This window comes from Novosphingobium naphthalenivorans NBRC 102051 (assembly GCF_001590985.1).
Taxonomy (GTDB): domain Bacteria; phylum Pseudomonadota; class Alphaproteobacteria; order Sphingomonadales; family Sphingomonadaceae; genus Novosphingobium; species Novosphingobium naphthalenivorans.
Window position 1 is genome coordinate 1 of sequence record NZ_BCTX01000025.1, and the last position, 17776, is coordinate 17776.

Sequence of the window (17776 nt, forward strand, 5' to 3'; positions counted from 1 at the left end):
GTAAAGGAATTCATACTCGCGAGAACAAGACTCTTGATCCTTTCGACCCCCCGGGGCTGTTGGAAACAAACCGACACTTTATTCCAGAATTTATTACTCCACCGGTAGGTACATATCCGGCCACGATGTAAATATTGCTCAGGAGATCTGGCGTTGTCAGGGCCGGCAACGCTGGTCGGAACGCCAGTAGCGCTCCCAGCGCGCGACGGTGCCGGTCGCAAGCATCGCGCAGCTGAGGTTGCGGCCATCGGCAAGAGTGCAGAAGGCACCGGTTCTGGCGCCGCCCGCCGGACCGGTCGAGAGACAGCGCATTGGCGCTGCGCGGACGCGGATATGGCTGATGCCTGCGTTGGCGATCCGAACCTCACCGCGCGAGCCGCCAAGCAGCTCCACCAATGCATTGCGCGCCGCGATCGGTCCAGCGCGGGGACAGGGATGGCCGCGACGGCAAGTACCATCCAGTTCGCGCGCGGCGATGCCCGCGATGCGGATGCGTGGACCCTCGGCACACCAGACCGGGCCATCGCCATCGGCGACAAGGGTGGGCGTGCAGAGGAATATCAGCCCTGCGGCCACGATACTCATGTAGCGATGGAGAGCTTCTTGCGCTTGCCGCGGCCGCGGCGGACGGTCGGTTGCCGGCCGAGGCCGATCTTCTTCGCGAGCTCGCGGCGCTGCTCGGCATAATTTGGCGCGACCATGGGATAGTCGGCAGGCAGCCCCCACTTCGCCCGGTACTGGTCAGGGGTCATCTGATAGTGGGTCATCAGGTGGCGTTTCAGCATTTTGAGCTTCTTGCCGTCCTCCAGACAGACGATGTAATCCGGCTTTATCGAAGCGCGGATCGAAACCGCGGGGACTGGGGCCTGTTGCTCAGGCTTGCCGGGCTGGCCGACGCTGGCGAGAGCGTCGTAAACCGATCCGATCAGCCGAGGAATATCGCCGACTTCGACCTTGTTGTTCGTCACATGCGCCGCAACGATGTCAGCCGTCAAAGTAATGAGATTCTCGTTGCGCCCCGCTTCCTCGCTCACAGCCCTGCTCCTGCTTACCGCCGCATCCGTAATGATCGCGGCGGGACCTGTTATCTGCTCGAATTAAGCGCGTCCATCGGTGAAAATGATACGGCGAACAGTCCAATAATCGATTGCAACCGAGGCCAGGTCGCTTTGAAGCGGCGCTTTATCCTGTCCGCCGGCTAATGCTGGTTCGTAGCGCCATTCGCCATTTGCCTGCCGACCGCTCGCCCGGACCTGGTTTGGCGATCGGTGCGCCGCGCGAGATGATTCAGCCCGGTGCGGTAGGCCCGAAGTGCGCCCGGCGCTTCGAATGATCAGTCCCTGATGTCATTGCCTGATTGGCAGGTCGCGTTACCCCCACACCGCGACCTGCCGCTGGCCCCCTTGCCTCGAAATAGGACAGGATGGTTAACAGCAATTTAACGTCGCGAGCCGGCGGCAATGCGATCGTGAACCTCTCCGGGATTCTCCTCCCCCCAACGCTGCGCCCGTCCAATCCATTTCCAGACGGCGCCTCAACCCTCCTGCATCCCTCCCTCATCCGCGCCAAAATAGTTTTCGAGACGCGCGGCCGTGTCGGGCGTCAGTTCGACAAACTGGCGCCTGCCATCGTCGGGATCGTCTATCTTCACGAGCAGCTTTGCCTCGCAAAGCTTGTTGACCAGCCGCAGCGCAGTGCTGGGAGGCGCGGTCGAAGCGAGGCAAAGGGCGCTCGTTGCCACCTTCTTGCCCTCGCTTTCGTGAATGAAGAGGTCGATCAGCATGTCCCAGGCCGGTTCGCCGAAGAGCTTTGGCGACCCGATCAGCTCTCGGCGGAACTGGCGGCGCTTATAGGCTCGGCGCGCATTTGCGAGCGCGGTTGACGCACTTTGCTGTTGTCCGCCGCCTCCCGACCCGGGATTGTCGCGCAGAACATGGGCGCAGGCGGGCGCACGATCAGATCCTATGCGCCCGCTCGCTGCGACGCGCTGGGCGTGGGTCGCCGTGACGACAATATGATCGACGATCTCGATATCGAGCGATCGACCAAGGTCGGAAAGCCTGCGCGTCGCGACGATGTCGTTTTCGCTCGGGGTCGCGTCGCCGCTCGGGTGATTGTGGACGAGAATGAGTCCGGTGGCGCCGTGCTCGATCGCGCGCCGAAAGATCGTTCTGGGATAAAGCTCGAGCTGCCGGACGGACCCATGGTGCAATTGCTCGTCCGCGATCAGGCGGTAGGAAGCGTCCAGGAAAAGGATGCGCAGCACCTCGTCCGGCAGCGATCCCATCGAGGCCATGAGATATTGGCCGAGCTTGGGGCAGGCAGGGTCGACCGGCTGCGTTGTCAGGTCGGCCTGCAGACCCTCAAGGAACATGTCCCGGGCGCCGAGCAGGATATCCGCGATCGAAGGGTGGTGACCCAGAACCCGCTCGAGCGCTTCTGGCGTTTGGGCCAGGATCCGTCCGATGCTGCGGAATTCCTGCAGCAGCGCGGCGGCTAGCCGCTCACCGTCATTCGGCTCGATGGACGCCAGAAAACGTGCCAGGACGGATCGCTGCCGCTGCGCCGCAAGCGCTGCTGGTGCCGCCAGGTTGCGAGGATGAGAAGGGGCGGGAGCAGCCAGGACGAAGCGACCTGCATCGTGAGATAGGCAATCGGGTTCATCGAGACGTCGAGCGCCCGGCTGATGTGCGCCAGCAGCGGCAGGACATGGAGGACGGCAACGATCATGGGCCAGAAGCGATGCGCCAGAAGCGCCAAGGCGATGGTCGCCGCCGAACCAATCAGGTCGATCACCAGGTAACCCAGGTCGACCGAATGATATTCCACCTGACCTGTCGAGACCAGCAGGCGATCGAGCAGGACCATCAGGATGGCAATCCCCACCATGACCCGCTCCGGAGCACCGCCCCGCCAGGCGGCGTAGCCGAGAGCCACCAACAGAAGGGCGATGAAGATTGCTATGCGCATCGTTCCCGCTTTTCATGCCAGTCGCTCCCGGTCAATCGCCGTCAGGCTACGGCCGCGAGATGCGGGGTCGTTTCCGCCGAGCCGGAGGGGCAATCGCGCAGATCGTAACTGCCCATTTCCTTGCCGATTTCGAGCAGGTCGCCATGGATCCGCAGGACGTCGCTGCTCACATCGACAAGCGACATCTGCGCCTTGGCGAGGCGCAGGATGGTCGCCTGGCCGGTCTTCGCGGGCGCACCGCTTTCGCGCCGCGCGGTCACCATGCTCGTCATCAGCGACGACAGGGCGATGATGGCGTCGTCGACCTTGGATTCAGCAGTCGGCACGTCGCGCTGCAGGCGGGCGGCCATCAGAGGTATGGATTGAGGCATAAGTTCTCCTTTGCCGGGCGCGCACCCGCGCGCCGGCGAACCGTGGGTCAAGTTGAACAGGTTCAGTTGGAGACGAGCCGCGTCAGCGCTTCCGCGATGCCGAGCCCCAGGAAAACGACGATGACCAAGGCGACGAGAATTCCCACCATGATCATGACGCGCGCCTGAATGCTGTGATCGTGTCTCCATCCGTCCCGGAACGGCAGGAAGAAGTCCCTCGATCCCTGGCCGGCGCCGAAGGTGGGCGCCGCACTGTCGCTCAGCTTCAGGACCGGTTCGGGATCGCCGTCCGGAAAGTCGGATGGCACCAGCGTCGGCGGCGAGGGAACCTGCACCGAGTCATATGTGATCCGGTCATATAGCTGTTTGAGACGCGCGTAGATGAGAGCTGCCTCGTCGCGATTGGCCGCGCCGAGGATGATCCGGGCAGCGGTGATGCGCTGGTCCACGGTCGGCTTGGAAATTCCGAGGATCCGAGCGATCTCTTTCGAGGTCTTACGCTCGATGAGCAGGTCGAGACAGGCGCGCTGCTTTTCGGTCAGGCGCAGCCAGCGTGCCAGGTCGTCATCTTCGTGCATCGTCATCGACATCACCGTCTTCGTTCTCGCCGAGGAGCGATCATAGGGGTGGCGCGAGGCTGCGCGGTCCCGCTGACGGCTTCGGGCAGGCCCGTCCGGAAGGATGCGTTCGACAAGACATGGCGGCGACGTAATCCGATTTTGCTCCTGATCGCCACCCCTTGGCATGTGAGCAAAGCCATGATGGCTCGTGCGGGTGCGCAAGAGACCGAGAACGCGCCATCGGCGGTGAGGCCTGACAAGCGGCTCCCCCGATGCACAGGCGGAAAGACCTTTTGTCGGCCATTCATCGGCTATTTCTTCCCGCCGCAAAGGCTATGGGTCGACTATTCAAGATTCCCCCCTTCGAATTCTCGGGCAATGCGACCGTCCCGGTTCGCATCATTGACGATAGTCAAGTTGCGAACAAGATTTGCTGTAGCCTCTCCAGCTACGCTCCCCAAAGCGGGTCTGGTCTCGCCGTCACCGCAAAAAGTCACGGATTGCACGGGCTGAAACACAGGTCGCGCGGGCAATCGCCGAACCTTTCATCAATCCTGTTGCAAGCGGGCGACGCCTTTATCTACTGGCGAAGGATTTGCTTTGGGGGGCCATCGTGGTGCGTTGTTTGTTGTGGGGAGTGGTGGGTCTGGCCGCTCTGTCTTGGAGTGGCTTTGCGCGTGCGCAGGAGCGCCATGTCGGCACCTACTCCGAAATCATCGTGACAGGGGAGAAAGCACGGAGATCCCTGCAGGACACGCCCAGCAGCGTGGCCGTGACCACCGCTCGGCGCATCGAGGAGGAGAATCTGTTATCACTCCAGGAGGTGTACGCGCGCACGGCGAATGTGACGGAGACGTTCAGCGCCGGCGGGTTCACTATCCGAGGCATCGCCGACCGCGGGATCATGGGCGGCGAGGGGGCAGCTCTCGCCACGATATTTGTCGATGGAGCTGCCGTGCCGGCCGCCATGGTTCATGCGTCGCCGGCGGATATGTGGGACGTCCGCCAGGTCGAGATTATGCGAGGCCCACAGTCGACCTTGCTAGGGCTGAACGCCCTGGCCGGGGCGGTCATCATGCGGACAGCCGAACCGACAATGGAATGGGAGCTGCGCGCTCGCGCCATGATAACGGACGCCGATGAGACGCAGTTCGCCGCCGCGCTGGGCGGTCCGATCGTATCCGGAGAGCTCGCATTCCGCGTCAGCGTGGAAAAGCGAGACGCCGACGGATTTACCTGGAATCCGACACGGCGCGCGCACGAGAATCCTCTTGATACGACCCAGGTCCGAGCAAAGCTCTTGTGGACGCCGACGGCCGTTCCGGGCTTCGAGGCGCGGTTCGGCTACACGCGCTATGACCGCTACAGCGGCTATTCGTTCAGCTTCACCGATACGTCTGTGCCCGACTTTTTCGACCGTCGGTGGAACTTCTCCGACAGTCCTAACGACAGTGAGGCGAGCACCGATATCGCGACCGCGGATCTGCGCTTCGATTTGGGCGCAGGTCTCTCCCTGACGGCGATCACGGCCTTCAATGAGATTAGCGAGTTCAATCGCTCCGACAACGACATGACGGCCGCCGATGGGGGCGCCTACGACCAGCAGAATCGCTATCGGACGTTCTCCCAGGAACTCCGGCTGAACTATGAGGGGGATCGCCTCAGCGGATTGATGGGGGCATTCTTCTACGATCGAAGGAACCGAAGCGCGACGGCGAGCGATGACAGCGTTCCGACGCCGGTCGACACGATAAGCGCATTGCTGCGAAGCAGTGGCATCGACGCGCCGACTGCGCAGTTGGTTGCCGGACTCTACAGCCGGGCGCTGGCAGCGATTCCGGTCGATTTCTCAGCGGATGCCTCTGGTCACGTGCGATCTTATGCCCTGTTCGGCGATGTTCAATTCAGGCTGACCGAGAGGCTCATGTTCACCGTGGGGTTTCGCTACGACCACGAAACGAACAGCTTGGGCATCGATCAGACCGCGCGGTTCGCGGGGGCCTATCCTGATCCGAGGGCTTTCGGCTCCACCGGGTCGCCGCTGTACCGCGCGGTGGTTGCAATCAACCAGGGCGTTGCCGGCATCGTAGCCCAAGCGAGCGGTTCGGCCGCCGCTACCGATCGGACCTTCGATGCGTTCTTGCCGAAGGCGGGGATCCAAATGGCCTGGACGCCGAACCTCAAGACTGGTTTCACGGTCCAACGAGGCTATCGGTCAGGCGGCTCGAGCGGCAATATCGCGCGTTCGGCGACCTTTTCCTACGATCCTGAATTCACCTGGAACTACGAGCTGTCGCTGCGTTCCGCGTGGCTCGATGGGCGGCTGACATTGAATGCCAACGCCTTCTATGTCGACTGGAAGGATCAGCAGGTTTCAGCGAACTTCGGCATGAGCATATACGACACGCATATCGTCAATGCCGGCTCGTCCCATCTCTATGGGTTCGAGATCGAGGCGACGCACAGCCCCAGCGGCGCTTTCGACTGGTACGCCTCGGTGGGCTACTCGCGCACGAGGTTCGATGAATTTGCCACGACGGTCGGCAGCGTGACGGACTATGACGGCCTTGAATTCGCTCATGCTCCGCGCTGGACGCTCGCCGGCGGCGTCAACATTCGTCCCGTCGATCGAGTGGCCATTAACTTGAACGCCAGCCATCGTTCAGCGGTTTTTACCGAGGTTCGCCTACCACAAAGCGCATCGCGGGCCAGCGGACGCACGCTGGTGAACGCGCGGGTCGCCTATGAGACAGGGCACTGGACGATGTCCGCTTTTGCCAGCAACCTTTTCGACGATCGATATTATCACTATCGCCTCGACGGGCTACCGCGTGCGGTCCTTGGAAACCCGCGCGTGCTGGGGATCGCGCTCGAGGCGCGGTGGTGATTTTGCGGCATGAGTAATGCCATAGATCGACAACCGGTCGTGGTACACGGCAGACGTACCGTTTGCTCTAGGCCGAACATCTGGATCCCCGCGCGCTGCCTCATCATCCCCTGCGCTCTGACGGCGGAATCGACGTTCAGCGCCTCGATGCTGACGGGGCCGGACATGTGCAGATAAGGCTTTACGCGAGCGGCGCGGGCAGCGTTGATCTGCTGCGCCGCCAGTTCCGGCTTCCAAACGGTCTTATTGCCAACGGAGTGGCCGAAATACGTCCCCTTGCCATCAAGGAGGTTTTCATAGCTCTGCGCGTGGCGAAGCTGTCTGACGTCGCGCGCCTCAAGCCTTGCGGTAACTTCCTCAGCGGTGAAGCGTCCATTTGATGCCTTGACCGATAATTCAATCTGGGCGGCGCGATTTTATATAGGGCATCGCGCTGGTAGCTGCACCGATCGTCGTCACTTCAAGGCCCCCGGCGAAAATAGTCTACCCGTGAACAATGCGACCGCGCGGGGCGATACTTAAGGTCCGGTCTCTCGCCGGCTCAAATCCCACGCCGTTTCACCTGAAATTAACCATGTCCTGCAATCGTCCGCGATTGGCTTGGCGGAAAGGGCGTTCTCGTGCGAATTGAAACAGCGAACAACTATCTGGCCGCGAGTCAGCGTCCATCATCGGCCGATCGCACCAGCTCGTCCTCATTCTCGGCGGCTCTCTCCACCGCGCCGGCAAGCACCGCTCAAACCGGGCCAGGCAGCGCCGCGCCGCCTGATTTCACCAGCATGACGCGCCAGGAGCTGTTCGACTGGATGAACGGCAAGATCAAAAGAGGCGAAATGTCGCTGGATGACAGCTCGGCGTTTCTCGGAATGACGGTGAAGATACCCGTTGGGACAGGGCAGGGCGCACCGATCGCGCTCGATGATTGGGAACGGGTCAACTTCGTGCAGCTCGCGCGGGACGGCATTGCAGGCGCCCAATCCCGAAACGACGCCATGACCCTGGCGATGCTACAGAGCGCCATGCAGATGATGCAAGGCGACCACGGCGCGAATATCAGCCGCCACGCCTGATCCTGCCGGCTCAAATCAACACCCGCTCCACTTCGTCCAGCGTCACGTCATCGGATCGCCGGTGGTAGAGCTGCGTCGTGCGGGTGGAGCTGTGGTTCGCCATAGTCGCGGCCGTCTCCAAGGTGCCGCCGTTCTTCAAATAGGTCGTGATGCCGGTCGCGCGGAACGAGTGGTTGCCGATCGCGGTGCCGATGCCCGCCGCGGTCGCGCGGCGGCGCACCATCAAGAAAGCATTGGCTTGGGCGAGGGGGGCATCGCTTAGGCGCTTAGTGCCGCGCGCGATCGTGCGGAACAGCGGCCCCCTGGCGCGCTCGCGCAAGCCGCAGCCGTCGATATAGGCGAGCAGATATTCCTCAAGGTTGTGGTGGCACGGCATTTCGTGCCGCTTGCCGCCCTTTTCGTGCAGGCGGACCCATAGGCGGCGGTTCTGGACGAAAGCATCGTCAACGGTCATGGCGACGGCCGCGCCGATCCGCGCGAAGCTATAGACCATGAGGCCGATAAGCGCGCGGTCGCGCAAGCCGGCATGGGTGGCAACGTCTATGGTGTCGAGTATCTGGCGCGCCTCGTCGGGGGCGAGAACGGGCGTCTTGCCGCGCCGCGCGCTGTGCGCCGGCCCGCGCACCGACGCGGCGGGGTTCACCGGCACGGCCTGGCCTGTCACCAGCCAGTCGAACAGGCGGCGCACGCCGGCGAGCTGCTGCTTGACGCTGGGCGGGGCCAGCTCGCCGCCTAGCGCCTCGATCCAGTCCGCGAAGTGGAGCGGCTGCACCTGGGCGAGCGAGGCGACACCGCGCGCCTCACACCAGGCCAGGAACTCGCCCGCCGCGCGCATATAGGCGCGGCGCGTGTGGGGATTGCGGATCGCAACGGCGAAGAACTCAAGGAATCGAAGCTGCGCGCGCTCGTCGGCCGCCGCGATCAACGCCGGCAGCGCCAGCGCAGCGACGATGCAGGCGAGGCCAGGGGGGCGAGCTGATTCATCGCGCGCGCTCCTGGCGGGCCGCGTCGATCGCCCGCTCGATCGCGCCGCGCGCCATCGGACTGTTCGACCAGCAGCTTGCGCCCAGCATCGCCGCGATGCGCCGGCACACCTCGTCCGCGCCCTGGCACGCCAGGGCTTCCATGCTGGCGATGCCAAGCGTTTCCAGGCGCTCAAGAACCGTGGGGCCGACGCCTTTCACGGCCAGCAGCACGGCGCGGTCCTCGGCGCTGAACCGGGCAGGGGAGGGCGCGGTCATTGCGCCGCCCTCTGCCACCGCGCCGGTTCGGGACGCGGCTTGGCGATCCATTGCTCTATTTTGGCGCAGACTTCTTCGTGCGGAATCCCCGGCCGCGGATCATCTATCGCGGCCTGAATACGACGCCGCAGCAACTCGTCGCGTAGATCGCCGTGCGGCTCCATTTCGATGAAGTTCTGGACGGTCAGGAACACCGCCTCGGAAGGATCGGCAAACCTGCCCCGTTCGATCTGCTCCAACAGCCAGTCGGCCTGATCTTTGGTAAGATACGCCTCGAAGCGCAAGCCCCCGGCGCGGGCCTGGTCGCGCAGCGCCGCCGCTTGGGCGCGCTCGGCCGCGTTGTCGTCCAGAAGCTCGTCGTCGGTCATATCGCCTCCCATTGATGGCGGTGGATCTCCGGCACGTTTAAACGGCCTCGGCCGGGTCGCCACGATAGCGCACCCAAAGGTCGCCCATCGCGTCGCGGTAGCCCCAGGCATCGGCGTAGGTCGTCGACTCCTGCGCCAGATAGGCCATGATCGTAAGCATATCCTCGGCAATAACGGCATCGACGTTGCACAAGTGGATGATCGGGAAATGCCCGCACTCGTCGCCGTTCCACCAGGCCAGGAGAAAATCCGCGACCTTCCATGATGCGCCGGTCTCGGCCGCGCGCGTCGGCGGCATGGCGATGGCGAGCAAGCGGCCGATCGCCGCGCCGGCCTCATCGAAGCTGACGTGCAGAATGACTGGGCGGCGCTGCGGGGGTGTCGTGGCCGAAGTGCCGGGGATCATTTCGGTAACCCGTTTTCGTCGTAGAGCAATTCGGCATGGTCAACATAGGGACGCTTCACATGCGCCGCGGCGCGGTCGGCGATAGTCAGCAGCTCGGCGCTGCGCCCACGCCGGGATGGCCTCATGCCAGCCATGAACGCTTCGTCCATCGGCGGATTGTCGGGTAGTTCATCGGTCATAGGGCCTCCATATCGGCGGCAAGCCATCTGCCTACAGATCGAGCTGCGAATGGGAGCCGAGACGGGCGAGGATCAGCCGGTCATCGTCAATGAGCCGGTAGATCAACACCAGGTCGGGCTTTACATGGCAGTCCCGATAGTCCTTCCAGTTGCCGGTCAAGGCATGATCCCGGTGCCGCGCTTCCAGCGGCGCATCCGTAGCCAGCGCCTCGATAATCCGCCGCAAATCGGTATCCAGCACATTGCGGCGCGGCCCTTTCGCCTCGCGCTTGAAGTCCCGGCGAAACGCCGTGGTGCGCTCAATCGTCCGCATGAAGATCGGCGAACAGCGCATCCACGGACGCAAACCGCTCGAGGCCGCCGCGCTCGACCTCGGCGAAGGCGGCCAGCGTTTCCGCGTTGGGCTGGAACAGCGCCGCCGGAATCTCCTTGTCCTGCGCGATCCGGGTCATCAACACGCGCACCACGTCGCTGACCGTCAGGCCCGAAGCCCGAATAACCTGACTGGCCGCATCCTGAATGTCGCCAGGAACGCGAGCCTGCACCATACGGCTTGCCGCCATGATAAACTCCTGCATCTGAAATCTGTATTTCAGTGTAATACACTTTGGGTGAAATTGCTAGAGGTGAATCCGGTTGCTGCATCGCACCCTGACATTGAGAGGCGTCCTCGCCGGCTTCGAGCTTCGCCAACCAGGCATCGGCTTCCTCAAGCGTCAGATGCAGGCCCGTCTGCTGATATTCGTCCCACACCCGTATGGCGTCCTGGCGGAATGCCTCGCGCTTTTCCTCACGTTCGACATACTGTGCGATGGCTTCGCGCATGATCCAATGCGAGCTGCGTCGACGCACTTCGGCCAGGTGCTGGACGCGCCCCTTAAGGGCGTCATCGAGTATGATTGATGTTGGCGCCACCATAGCGCGACCTCCGTAGCACCAGGCATACCTTGCGCTAAGCTACCTTATCTGGGCTGCGCCGACCAATTCTAGCGTCGACCGCGACGGCGAGTTCGATGTGTCCGCGTCAGTCTGGCTATGTCCGCTGTCAGGCTTCGTCAGGATGTTAGGGCCGGGGATTTCGGATGCTTTTCGGACCACATTCCCAGAAGGCGAGCACGTTTGCGGAATTCGTGCCCACCGAGGGTGATAGCTTTGCGCCACTCTCCGCGCCCCTTCCCTAAGCTGCCGACGCCCGCCAACCCTCAAGGTGCAGCTCGCAAGGGCAGAGGCGTTCTGCGCCAGATCACATAGCCGAATATTTCGCGCCGGTGGGCGCGCAGCTTGGGCCAAGGCCATCTCGTCTCGTGCCACCAGGCAATTCCGTGGCGATGGTCGTGCGCCTCGAGCCAGTCGCGGATCGCGGCGGGCGGCTCCGGCAGCTCCTGACCAGATTTCTCTTCGATGCGGTAGGACAGGAAAAAGGCGAGCCAGATGGCTATGGCCGCAACAGGAGCCGCGGTCCAAAGCGGAACCTCTAGGATGAAGCCCAAATAGGGCGCGAGCGCGGTCGGCTCGAGCCATAGCATCCCATGAAACACGGCGATCGTTTCAGCGATCAGCATGAGCAGCATGCCGAGGTGCCGCACGAGCTGTCCGTGGTTGCCGGGCCGGCATCGGGCACGCTGATAGGCGATGATGGTGGCATCGATCTGGCGGGCGCCGTCGCCAGGATCGTCGGGATTGAGGTGAGCGGCGAGCGCCGCATAATCGGCGGACCGGTCCTGCACAGCGTTATCCTCCAGACAGAATGCCATGAACGGGCGATGAGAAAGCGGCAGGCGCCATCGGTCCGAGGCCGCTCTCTCGAAACGGAACGAGAGGGGCCGGTCACAAGCCGAACGCCTTCCGCACGAGCGGCGCGATCCGCGCCTCTTCCACGTCGTCCGGAGAGACGCACAGAACCGGGGCGATCTGCTGCATGCGGGGGTGGGTCACGGCTTTCGCGGCGAGATAGGTTTCATCGGTGGATCCCATTGCCTCGACGATGATCTCCCGCGTTTCGCCGGTGCTGCGCGAGCGCGCTTCCAACAGAAAATCCGGGCGGCATGATCCGATTGGCGTGAGCGTGTCGAACACGGGCTTTTCGAGGAGAAGGTCGAGCCCTGCGCGATCGAAGGACCAGCGCAGCCGCAGCAGGTCACGCAGCACCGCGCGCTCGAACTCGGAATCGACAGGGATGAAGCGCTTTCCCGAGTAGATCGGCTGGGCATAGCCGCGAAGCGGCGCATAGCCATGCGCTTCGGGATATTGGCCCGCCACGACGATCGTCAGATAGGGGCCCTTGATCGTGTTCCCGCGGATCGAGGGGGACTGGACGCGGTTCGCCAGCACGACAGGATCGCTCCCGGCGACATGGATCGTCGAACCTTCGAACTTCTGCGTGAAGAGCGCGAGGAAGCCCTGGGGCGCATGCCCGGGCGGCCAGACTCGGGAGAGCTCGCGCAAGCGGGCATAGATGCGCTTGCTGTGGAGCGCCTGTGCATGCGTCCAGAGGGCACGGCCGAGCTCGATGCCCGGTGCGATTTCGACGCGCTGCGCCGCGATGGCCAGCGTCTTGAACTCGTCGCTGATCGAATGTTCCGGGTTCTCGTCGGAGAGGCAGAGCGTACGATTGAGACCGGAGAGGTTGATAAGACGCCAGAGCAATCGGGCGAGCCTTGGCACCGAGGCCTGGCGCGTTCTGTCGTCGCTGCTTTCCTCTTCGGGACGCTGCGCCAGCTTCTCGGGCGCCGGGCGCAGCACCTCGAAATAGCCGGTCGGCGGATCGGCCGGGCTCTCCTGCGTTCGCACTTCGCTCAGCCGGTTGGTGGCCTGATCGCGGAAGAACGGGCAGTCCGCCCTGTGTTCGGGACGGTTAACGCTGGTGAGACGGCGCAGATAGTAGGTTTCTGCTTCCGACAGGAACGCCGGCGTCAGGATCGGGGGCGGAGCGTCGGCCGACAAACAGTCGCAGGCGATCCACCTCTCGCCGATGCGCGCCTGCTGGACAAGCATGATCCCCGCTTCCTCGTCGGCGCGCGAACCCTGTCCGACATACCAGCGGACGAGAGCCTCTCGGACGGGCGCGGGAAGCGCAATTCTCCCTGCGCGGGTCCCGTCCGTATTGCGCGGGATCAGCCACATCGGCGCCTCCTGATCTTGATTTTTGAGGCTGACACTGCTCGGGCACGCGGATTGACAACCCGGCGGCCGCTGATCTTCCCTTGGCCTGTTTCGGTAGCAGGGAGGGTGCAATGAGGGCGTTGGGGATCGGTTTCGGCATTGTGGCGCTGGTCGTGTCGGGGGGCGCGGCAGCCCAGGGGAAAGAGGCCAAGCCCGCGCGCAGAGTGCAGCTCATCACGATGACCGCGCCCGGGCCGGAGAGCCGGCCGGATGCAGCCGCCGAACCCCCGAGCGTGCCCAACCCGGTGTCGACCGGTGCCCGTCCGCCGGACTTTCGGGTGCATGACCTCAGCCGCCGGTGGGTGGAATTCCAGATGGCGAACAGCTTCACGAACAGCGGCGTTGCGCTCGAGCAGGCAGCAAGCGGAAGCGCCGGGAGTGAAGGCTCGGCCGCCTCCGCCGAATGGTTGCCGCCGGCGCCTGCCATCCCCGTTCCTGCGTGGATGCGCGGCGGCGCGAGCTTCGATTTCGCGGCCAATCGCTTCGAGCCAGGCTGCGGCGTCCTTCCCTATCGGCCGACAGGATTCTTGAGGGCGGACGCTGAGAGCAGGCGCGCCAGCTATTATCAGCTGATGAGCGGGATCGCGTGCGAATACGGCATTCCGGTCGGGTTGTTCGATGCGATGATCATTCGCGAAAGCCGCTATCGCACCGATGCGCTGTCGCCCAAGAACGCCTTCGGCCTGACCCAGCTGATGCCCGGGACGGCTGCCTCGCTGGGAGTGAACCGCTATAGCGTCGAGGATAATCTGCGCGGCGGAGCGAGATATCTTCGCCAGCAACTCGACAGGTTCGGCCATTATCATCTGGCGCTTGCCGCATACAATGCCGGGCCTGGCCGCGTCCGTGGCGGGCTCGTGCCGCGCATCGCCGAGACGCAGGCCTATGTCGACAATGTCCTCATGAACTGGGCGCGCTTGAGCGGCGTCTACCGGCAAGCAACCGTGCTGCCGCGCCAGACCGCAAGCGTCTTCCCGCCTCGGTCGGTGCCGCCCGCGCGCGTCGCGAGCGTCTCGCTCTTCTAGGAGCGCGGCGGGGAAGGGCCCGGCGCCGAATCCGGTCGGGCTAGATCCGGAAGTCATCGCTCTCGGCCAGGCGTGCACGGCGGGCCAGCTTGGCGCTCACCTCGTCCAGCAGTTTCCGGACGACGGCTCGCCTGACCGGCACCGCCCATTCCGGGCGGACTTCCGAGCCATCGATGCCTTCGAGTTCTTCGAGCAGAACGATCAGGCCTTCCGGCATGTCGACGAATGCGTCGCAGATCATTGTGAAGAGCACGTCATGGCGCTCGATCAGGGGCTGCGGGATCGTCCCGCTTGCCTTGATGCGCACATAGGCCGCGACGATGTCGGTTCCGAGCGCGTGCAGGATGATCTGAAGCTCGTCCACAGTCATGGGCGACCGCTTCGTGGGGTCGCTGTGCAGCAGCAGTCCCAGGCGCGTCTTGCTGATGCCGGTGAGGGCGGCGAGCTTGCGTTGCGGGATGTCCTTTCGGTCCATCATGCACCGAATGAGCGGTACGAAATCGCGCAGGATCGTTTCGTCATCCGGCTCGAGCACGAACTATGATCCAGCTGTGGCGCGAGACGACATTAGCCCCCGAACCTCCCCGTTAGGGGACAAGGCAAACACGGTGAATCCCGCTTTGCAAGCGTCGTTGGAGCCAGAGTGAGCGCAATATTCCAGCGCAGATACCGCGATATAGCTCGCGAAGATCGGGCGATTTCCTAGTTTAGCCGCGTGCTCGTGCGCCCCGGTTCGCCCCCGTCAAGGCGCTGCTCAAGCGACAACCGGTCCAGTATCTGCGAGGTCTTGAGCTCGACGACATAGTCGAACAGCAGCGCCGAAAGCGCGTCGCCGATCGTCAGTGTGGTGTCGAGGCGGCGGCCGAGAGCCTGCCGCATTTCCTCAAGCGCCTGGGCATTCGCATCAGAGAGCGGAAGCCGGATTTTCACGTCGCCATGGGTCGGAATCGCCGCGAAATGCTCGCGCATCGTGCGCACTTCATGCCTGCCCGCGGCACCCGGTTCGGCGAGCCGCGCCGCGACCAGCGATACGAGCGTCTGATGCTCGTTCGTCTCATTGGAGAATAGGCGCAGGCACTCGGTGGTCAGCCGAAAGAGATATCCGGAGACATCGAGCACAAAGCCTTCGTGTTCGGCGGCCGTCGTCCCCACGTCGAGATGAATCCTTCTTCCTGAAAGGCAGCATGGCGCTGACTACTGCGACGGAGCCTGGAGTCTCGATGGTTAATATCTGCTGAGTCGTAGCCCCGAGTCTACCGGGACGCCACCAGCGCCGCAATTTCCGGGGCAAGTTGTCCCGCATTCCGGGCCAGTCTGCCCCGTAATCCGGGGCGCCATGCCCCGAATGAGCGGGCAGGCCGCCCGGCGTTCGGGGGCAGGGCCTCGATCGGCGAAAGATTCTTCCCCCGTCACCCCGGCTGCCCGTGACGACCCGGCCGCGGGTTGGTCAGCTTTCCCTGGGCGCGGTTCTCGTCGCGTCTCCAATTGAAGGGAACCCAACATGCAGTCAGTCCTGAAAGAGACCGGGCGCGCAGAGTTGGCGATCGTCGTGATCGCCGCCCTCCTGTTCGCCTCCTTCTGGTTCGCCGGTCCGGCATTCGCCGGCGCCGACACGACCTTCGACACGGCGCTCAACAAGTTCACCGATTTCCTCGAGGGCTCGGGCGGCAAGATCATCACGGTGCTTTCGCTCGCGGGCGGCATCGTCGCGCTCGCCTCCGGTCGCTTCTCCATGGGCCAGATCGCCATCCCGGTCGGTGTCGGCGTCGGCGCCGGCACGGGCATTCCCATCGTCACGTCGACGGTCACCGCGACGATCTGATCATTCCTGCGGTCGGGCGAAGTAGCAGCTTTGACCGACCCAAGGAGAGGGTGGTGCAATGGCGGCGGATAAGTACGTCATCCCGACTCATCTGGATGATCCCGAGCTGATCGGGCTGTGGACCCTGGATGAGTTCCTGGCGATGGTCATCCCCTTCGTCTGGGGGATTCTGTCTCAGCACATCCTCATCGGCATGTTGCTTTCGGGTGCGGGCTGGTGGGGTCTCAGAAAAGCGAAGGCAGGCCGGGCGACGTCATGGCTTCTCCATCTGGCCTACTGGTTTCTTCCGGCCGGCTTCACCGGTCTGAGAGCCACGCCACCCTCGTACCTTCGATTGATGGCGGGGTGATATGGAACTTTCCTACAGCCATTCGCACAGCCAGCGGGTCTTGCGGCAGCGGAATCTGCTCGCGATCGTCGCCGTCGGCCTCTGCGCACTGACGATCCTGCTGCTTATCTTCACGGTGTCGCGGGACCGCGAAATCGTGCTGCAGCCGATCCTGCGATCGCCGGTCACGGTAAGCTCCGCCGGGGTCAGCCGCGAATATCTCGAGATGATCACGCGCGACACGGTGGTGCTCACCCTCAATCGCAGCCCGCAGAACCTCGAATACTGGATGAACGCGGTGCTCGATATCACGGCGCCGGCCTCCCAGGGCAAGGTCAAGGCGGACCTGCTCAAGATCGTGAACGAACAGCGTGGATCTTCGATTTCGCAGTTCTTCACGATCGAAAAGATGGAGCTCGACACGAAGGGGCTGCGCTCGGAGGTGACGGGCAGTCTGCATACGATCGTCGGCAATCGGGTCATCTCGAACGAGCGGCGGACCTTTCGGTACGACTGGGAATATTCCGGCCTGTCCCTGAAGCTGATCGGCTTCGGCATGGTGACGGCCGAGCAGGGGAAGGATCAATGATGTCCGTCTATGTCGTCGGCAGTGCCGCTGCGGGCACCGCCTTCCTCTCGCGCGTCAACTGTCATCTGAGCCGTTGCACGGGCGCTGCGCTGATAGGCATTGCCGTTCTGCTGAGCGCGCAGCCCGCCTGGGCCGATCAGACCATCATGGCGGCGGACAGCAGCCAGGTCGACTGCCAGGCGTCCGCCAAGGACCTGACGCGTATCAGCCTGGTCGAAGACGAGTTCGCGTCGGTCTCCAAGATCTCCACCGGCAATCCGACCGATGACTTCTCGGTCGTCAACGAGCCGGTCCGCGGCGACATCTACCTGTCCGTTCCCGACGGATTTGCCCGCCCGGCGCTCTCCTTCTTCGCCACGAGCAAGCGCGGCTATGTCTACAAGTTCGTCTGCCGGATCGGCGGCGACCAGGCCGCCCAGGTCTTCGTCTCCAATCCGGCGATCGCAAACGAACGCGCAGCGGAGAACGGTCCGGCCGAGAGGCTCGGGACCCACGATGCCGCGGTCGAGCTGGTGCAGGCGATGTATTCGAATGCGGTCGCCGACGGCTACGAGATGCGCCAGCGCGCCTTGCGGCCGGTCTATGTTGGCACCCTCAAGGTGCAGATGATCGCGGAATATCGCGGTTCGGAGCTCAGCGGCAAGGTCCTGCGCATCGAGAACAAGGGTCCGTCAGAGGTCGAGCTGACCGAAGCGATGGTCGCTCCAGCGAGCGCCCTGGCCGTGTCGATCGCCGAGAGCAAGCTCGCTCCGGGCAAGGTCACCACCGCCTACCTCGTGTCCCAGAACGGAAGGTGAG

24 protein-coding genes and 2 pseudogenes are annotated in these 17776 nt (G+C 63.6%); 8 read left to right on the forward strand and 18 right to left on the reverse strand.

Annotation, left to right across the window (positions count from 1 at the left end; genetic code table 11):
- Positions 1-156: 156 nt before the first annotated feature.
- From NN5_RS09935 to NN5_RS09960, 6 genes are all read right to left on the reverse strand, one after another.
- On the reverse strand, positions 157-585 hold the full coding sequence (locus NN5_RS09935; RefSeq protein WP_020818599.1) for a hypothetical protein: 429 nt from the start codon (positions 583-585) through the stop codon (positions 157-159).
- Positions 582-1034 carry a Ros/MucR family transcriptional regulator gene (locus NN5_RS09940; protein ID WP_020818598.1) on the reverse strand — a complete coding sequence of 151 codons (453 nt, stop codon included), beginning with the start codon at positions 1032-1034 and terminating at the stop codon, positions 582-584. The genes NN5_RS09935 and NN5_RS09940 overlap by 4 nt, the downstream gene beginning before the upstream one ends.
- 500 nt (positions 1035-1534) lie before the next feature.
- Positions 1535-2374 (reverse strand): JAB domain-containing protein, encoded by an 840-nt coding sequence (locus NN5_RS26290; RefSeq protein WP_158500939.1) that lies wholly within the window; start codon positions 2372-2374, stop codon positions 1535-1537.
- 122 nt (positions 2375-2496) lie between these two features.
- A complete protein-coding gene (locus NN5_RS26295; RefSeq protein WP_020818528.1) occupies positions 2497-2970 on the reverse strand; it encodes a hypothetical protein in 474 nt (157 codons plus the stop codon).
- A gap of 41 nt (positions 2971-3011) precedes the next feature.
- Entirely contained in the window at positions 3012-3320 is a 309-nt protein-coding gene (locus tag NN5_RS09955; protein WP_020818527.1) for a hypothetical protein, read from the reverse strand.
- 83 nt (positions 3321-3403) lie between these two features.
- Positions 3404-3925, reverse strand: a complete 522-nt coding sequence (locus NN5_RS09960) for a helix-turn-helix transcriptional regulator (RefSeq protein ID WP_235589628.1) — start codon at positions 3923-3925, stop codon at positions 3404-3406.
- Positions 3926-4541: 616 nt separating this feature from the next.
- On the opposite strand from NN5_RS09960, the gene NN5_RS09965 reads away from it, so the two are divergent.
- From NN5_RS09965 to NN5_RS26595, 3 genes are all read left to right on the forward strand, one after another.
- Positions 4542-6788, forward strand: coding sequence for a TonB-dependent receptor (locus NN5_RS09965; RefSeq protein WP_223308158.1), 2247 nt, complete (start codon positions 4542-4544; stop codon positions 6786-6788).
- 167 nt (positions 6789-6955) lie between these two features.
- A complete protein-coding gene (locus NN5_RS09970) occupies positions 6956-7168 on the forward strand; it encodes a hypothetical protein (protein WP_020818524.1) in 213 nt (70 codons plus the stop codon).
- A 399-nt stretch (positions 7169-7567) separates the two neighbouring features.
- On the forward strand, positions 7568-7858 hold the full coding sequence (locus NN5_RS26595; protein ID WP_020818523.1) for a hypothetical protein: 291 nt from the start codon (positions 7568-7570) through the stop codon (positions 7856-7858).
- Positions 7859-7868: 10 nt separating this feature from the next.
- On the opposite strand, the pseudogene NN5_RS09980 reads toward NN5_RS26595, so the two are convergent.
- From NN5_RS09980 to NN5_RS10025, 10 genes and pseudogenes are all read right to left on the reverse strand, one after another.
- Positions 7869-8842: pseudogene (locus NN5_RS09980) on the reverse strand (tyrosine-type recombinase/integrase).
- A complete protein-coding gene (locus tag NN5_RS09985) occupies positions 8839-9099 on the reverse strand; it encodes a hypothetical protein (RefSeq protein ID WP_020818521.1) in 261 nt (86 codons plus the stop codon). The pseudogene NN5_RS09980 and the gene NN5_RS09985 overlap by 4 nt, the downstream one beginning before the upstream one ends.
- The gene (locus NN5_RS09990) at positions 9096-9467 is read right to left on the reverse strand and encodes an antitoxin PaaA2 family protein (protein ID WP_020818520.1); all 372 of its coding nucleotides are present in this window, start codon (positions 9465-9467) and stop codon (positions 9096-9098) included. The genes NN5_RS09985 and NN5_RS09990 overlap by 4 nt, the downstream gene beginning before the upstream one ends.
- Before the next feature lie 37 nt (positions 9468-9504).
- Positions 9505-9873 (reverse strand): DUF7673 family protein, encoded by a 369-nt coding sequence (locus NN5_RS09995; protein WP_020818519.1) that lies wholly within the window; start codon positions 9871-9873, stop codon positions 9505-9507.
- Entirely contained in the window at positions 9870-10052 is a 183-nt protein-coding gene (locus NN5_RS26855) for a hypothetical protein (RefSeq protein WP_020818518.1), read from the reverse strand. Before NN5_RS26855 ends, NN5_RS09995 begins: the two co-directional genes overlap by 4 nt.
- Positions 10053-10083: 31 nt before the next feature.
- Positions 10084-10365, reverse strand: a complete 282-nt coding sequence (locus tag NN5_RS10005; protein ID WP_020818517.1) for a type II toxin-antitoxin system YafQ family toxin — start codon at positions 10363-10365, stop codon at positions 10084-10086.
- Positions 10352-10615, reverse strand: coding sequence for a type II toxin-antitoxin system RelB/DinJ family antitoxin (locus NN5_RS10010; RefSeq protein WP_021224639.1), 264 nt, complete (start codon positions 10613-10615; stop codon positions 10352-10354). The genes NN5_RS10005 and NN5_RS10010 overlap by 14 nt, the downstream gene beginning before the upstream one ends.
- Before the next feature lie 280 nt (positions 10616-10895).
- A pseudogene (locus tag NN5_RS27410) lies at positions 10896-10970 on the reverse strand (hypothetical protein); the annotation flags it as partial.
- Between the two features lie 284 nt (positions 10971-11254).
- The gene (locus NN5_RS10020; RefSeq protein ID WP_037485683.1) at positions 11255-11779 is read right to left on the reverse strand and encodes a hypothetical protein; all 525 of its coding nucleotides are present in this window, start codon (positions 11777-11779) and stop codon (positions 11255-11257) included.
- Positions 11780-11879: 100 nt separating this feature from the next.
- Positions 11880-13175 (reverse strand): DUF8535 domain-containing protein, encoded by a 1296-nt coding sequence (locus tag NN5_RS10025; RefSeq protein WP_020818513.1) that lies wholly within the window; start codon positions 13173-13175, stop codon positions 11880-11882.
- Between the two features lie 140 nt (positions 13176-13315).
- Here NN5_RS10025 and NN5_RS10030 point away from each other — a divergent pair, with 140 nt between their 5' ends.
- Positions 13316-14239 (forward strand): lytic transglycosylase domain-containing protein, encoded by a 924-nt coding sequence (locus tag NN5_RS10030; protein WP_306305098.1) that lies wholly within the window; start codon positions 13316-13318, stop codon positions 14237-14239.
- 40 nt (positions 14240-14279) lie between these two features.
- Here the strand turns inward: NN5_RS10030 and NN5_RS10035 are convergent, their stop codons facing one another.
- Entirely contained in the window at positions 14280-14774 is a 495-nt protein-coding gene (locus NN5_RS10035; protein ID WP_020818511.1) for a helix-turn-helix domain-containing protein, read from the reverse strand.
- Between the two features lie 167 nt (positions 14775-14941).
- Complete coding sequence (locus NN5_RS10040; protein ID WP_020818510.1) at positions 14942-15391, reverse strand: hypothetical protein; 450 nt, start codon at positions 15389-15391, stop codon at positions 14942-14944.
- Between the two features lie 349 nt (positions 15392-15740).
- Between NN5_RS10040 and NN5_RS10045 the strand changes: the two genes are divergently transcribed.
- From NN5_RS10045 to NN5_RS10060, 4 genes are read left to right on the forward strand one after another with little or no spacing between them, the layout of a single operon-like run.
- Positions 15741-16061: a TrbC/VirB2 family protein gene (locus tag NN5_RS10045; protein WP_020818509.1), complete on the forward strand. Its 321-nt coding sequence runs from the start codon at positions 15741-15743 to the stop codon at positions 16059-16061.
- 58 nt (positions 16062-16119) lie between these two features.
- The gene (traL, locus tag NN5_RS10050; RefSeq protein WP_020818508.1) at positions 16120-16410 is read left to right on the forward strand and encodes a type IV conjugative transfer system protein TraL; all 291 of its coding nucleotides are present in this window, start codon (positions 16120-16122) and stop codon (positions 16408-16410) included.
- Position 16411: 1 nt separating this feature from the next.
- Positions 16412-16978, forward strand: a complete 567-nt coding sequence (locus NN5_RS10055; protein WP_020818507.1) for a type IV conjugative transfer system protein TraE — start codon at positions 16412-16414, stop codon at positions 16976-16978.
- Positions 16975-17775, forward strand: a complete 801-nt coding sequence (locus tag NN5_RS10060; protein ID WP_021223067.1) for a type-F conjugative transfer system secretin TraK — start codon at positions 16975-16977, stop codon at positions 17773-17775. Before NN5_RS10055 ends, NN5_RS10060 begins: the two co-directional genes overlap by 4 nt.
- Position 17776 lies beyond the last annotated feature (1 nt).

Coding starts and splice junctions, on each gene's coding strand:
- NN5_RS09960 (WP_235589628.1), bottom strand. CDS start 3,925: ATGACGATGCACGAAGATGACGACCTGGCACGCTGGCTGCGCCTGACC.
- NN5_RS26290 (WP_158500939.1), bottom strand. CDS start 2,374: ATGTTCCTTGAGGGTCTGCAGGCCGACCTGACAACGCAGCCGGTCGAC.
- NN5_RS10055 (WP_020818507.1), top strand. CDS start 16,412: ATGGAACTTTCCTACAGCCATTCGCACAGCCAGCGGGTCTTGCGGCAG.
- NN5_RS26595 (WP_020818523.1), top strand. CDS start 7,568: ATGACGCGCCAGGAGCTGTTCGACTGGATGAACGGCAAGATCAAAAGA.
- NN5_RS10045 (WP_020818509.1), top strand. CDS start 15,741: ATGCAGTCAGTCCTGAAAGAGACCGGGCGCGCAGAGTTGGCGATCGTC.
- NN5_RS10025 (WP_020818513.1), bottom strand. CDS start 13,175: ATGTGGCTGATCCCGCGCAATACGGACGGGACCCGCGCAGGGAGAATT.
- NN5_RS09985 (WP_020818521.1), bottom strand. CDS start 9,099: ATGACCGCGCCCTCCCCTGCCCGGTTCAGCGCCGAGGACCGCGCCGTG.
- NN5_RS09990 (WP_020818520.1), bottom strand. CDS start 9,467: ATGACCGACGACGAGCTTCTGGACGACAACGCGGCCGAGCGCGCCCAA.
- traL (WP_020818508.1), top strand. CDS start 16,120: ATGGCGGCGGATAAGTACGTCATCCCGACTCATCTGGATGATCCCGAG.
- NN5_RS09935 (WP_020818599.1), bottom strand. CDS start 585: ATGAGTATCGTGGCCGCAGGGCTGATATTCCTCTGCACGCCCACCCTT.
- NN5_RS10010 (WP_021224639.1), bottom strand. CDS start 10,615: ATGGCGGCAAGCCGTATGGTGCAGGCTCGCGTTCCTGGCGACATTCAG.
- NN5_RS09995 (WP_020818519.1), bottom strand. CDS start 9,873: ATGATCCCCGGCACTTCGGCCACGACACCCCCGCAGCGCCGCCCAGTC.
- NN5_RS10005 (WP_020818517.1), bottom strand. CDS start 10,365: ATGCGGACGATTGAGCGCACCACGGCGTTTCGCCGGGACTTCAAGCGC.
- NN5_RS09955 (WP_020818527.1), bottom strand. CDS start 3,320: ATGGCCGCCCGCCTGCAGCGCGACGTGCCGACTGCTGAATCCAAGGTC.
- NN5_RS10060 (WP_021223067.1), top strand. CDS start 16,975: ATGATGTCCGTCTATGTCGTCGGCAGTGCCGCTGCGGGCACCGCCTTC.
- NN5_RS26295 (WP_020818528.1), bottom strand. CDS start 2,970: ATGCGCATAGCAATCTTCATCGCCCTTCTGTTGGTGGCTCTCGGCTAC.
- NN5_RS26855 (WP_020818518.1), bottom strand. CDS start 10,052: ATGACCGATGAACTACCCGACAATCCGCCGATGGACGAAGCGTTCATG.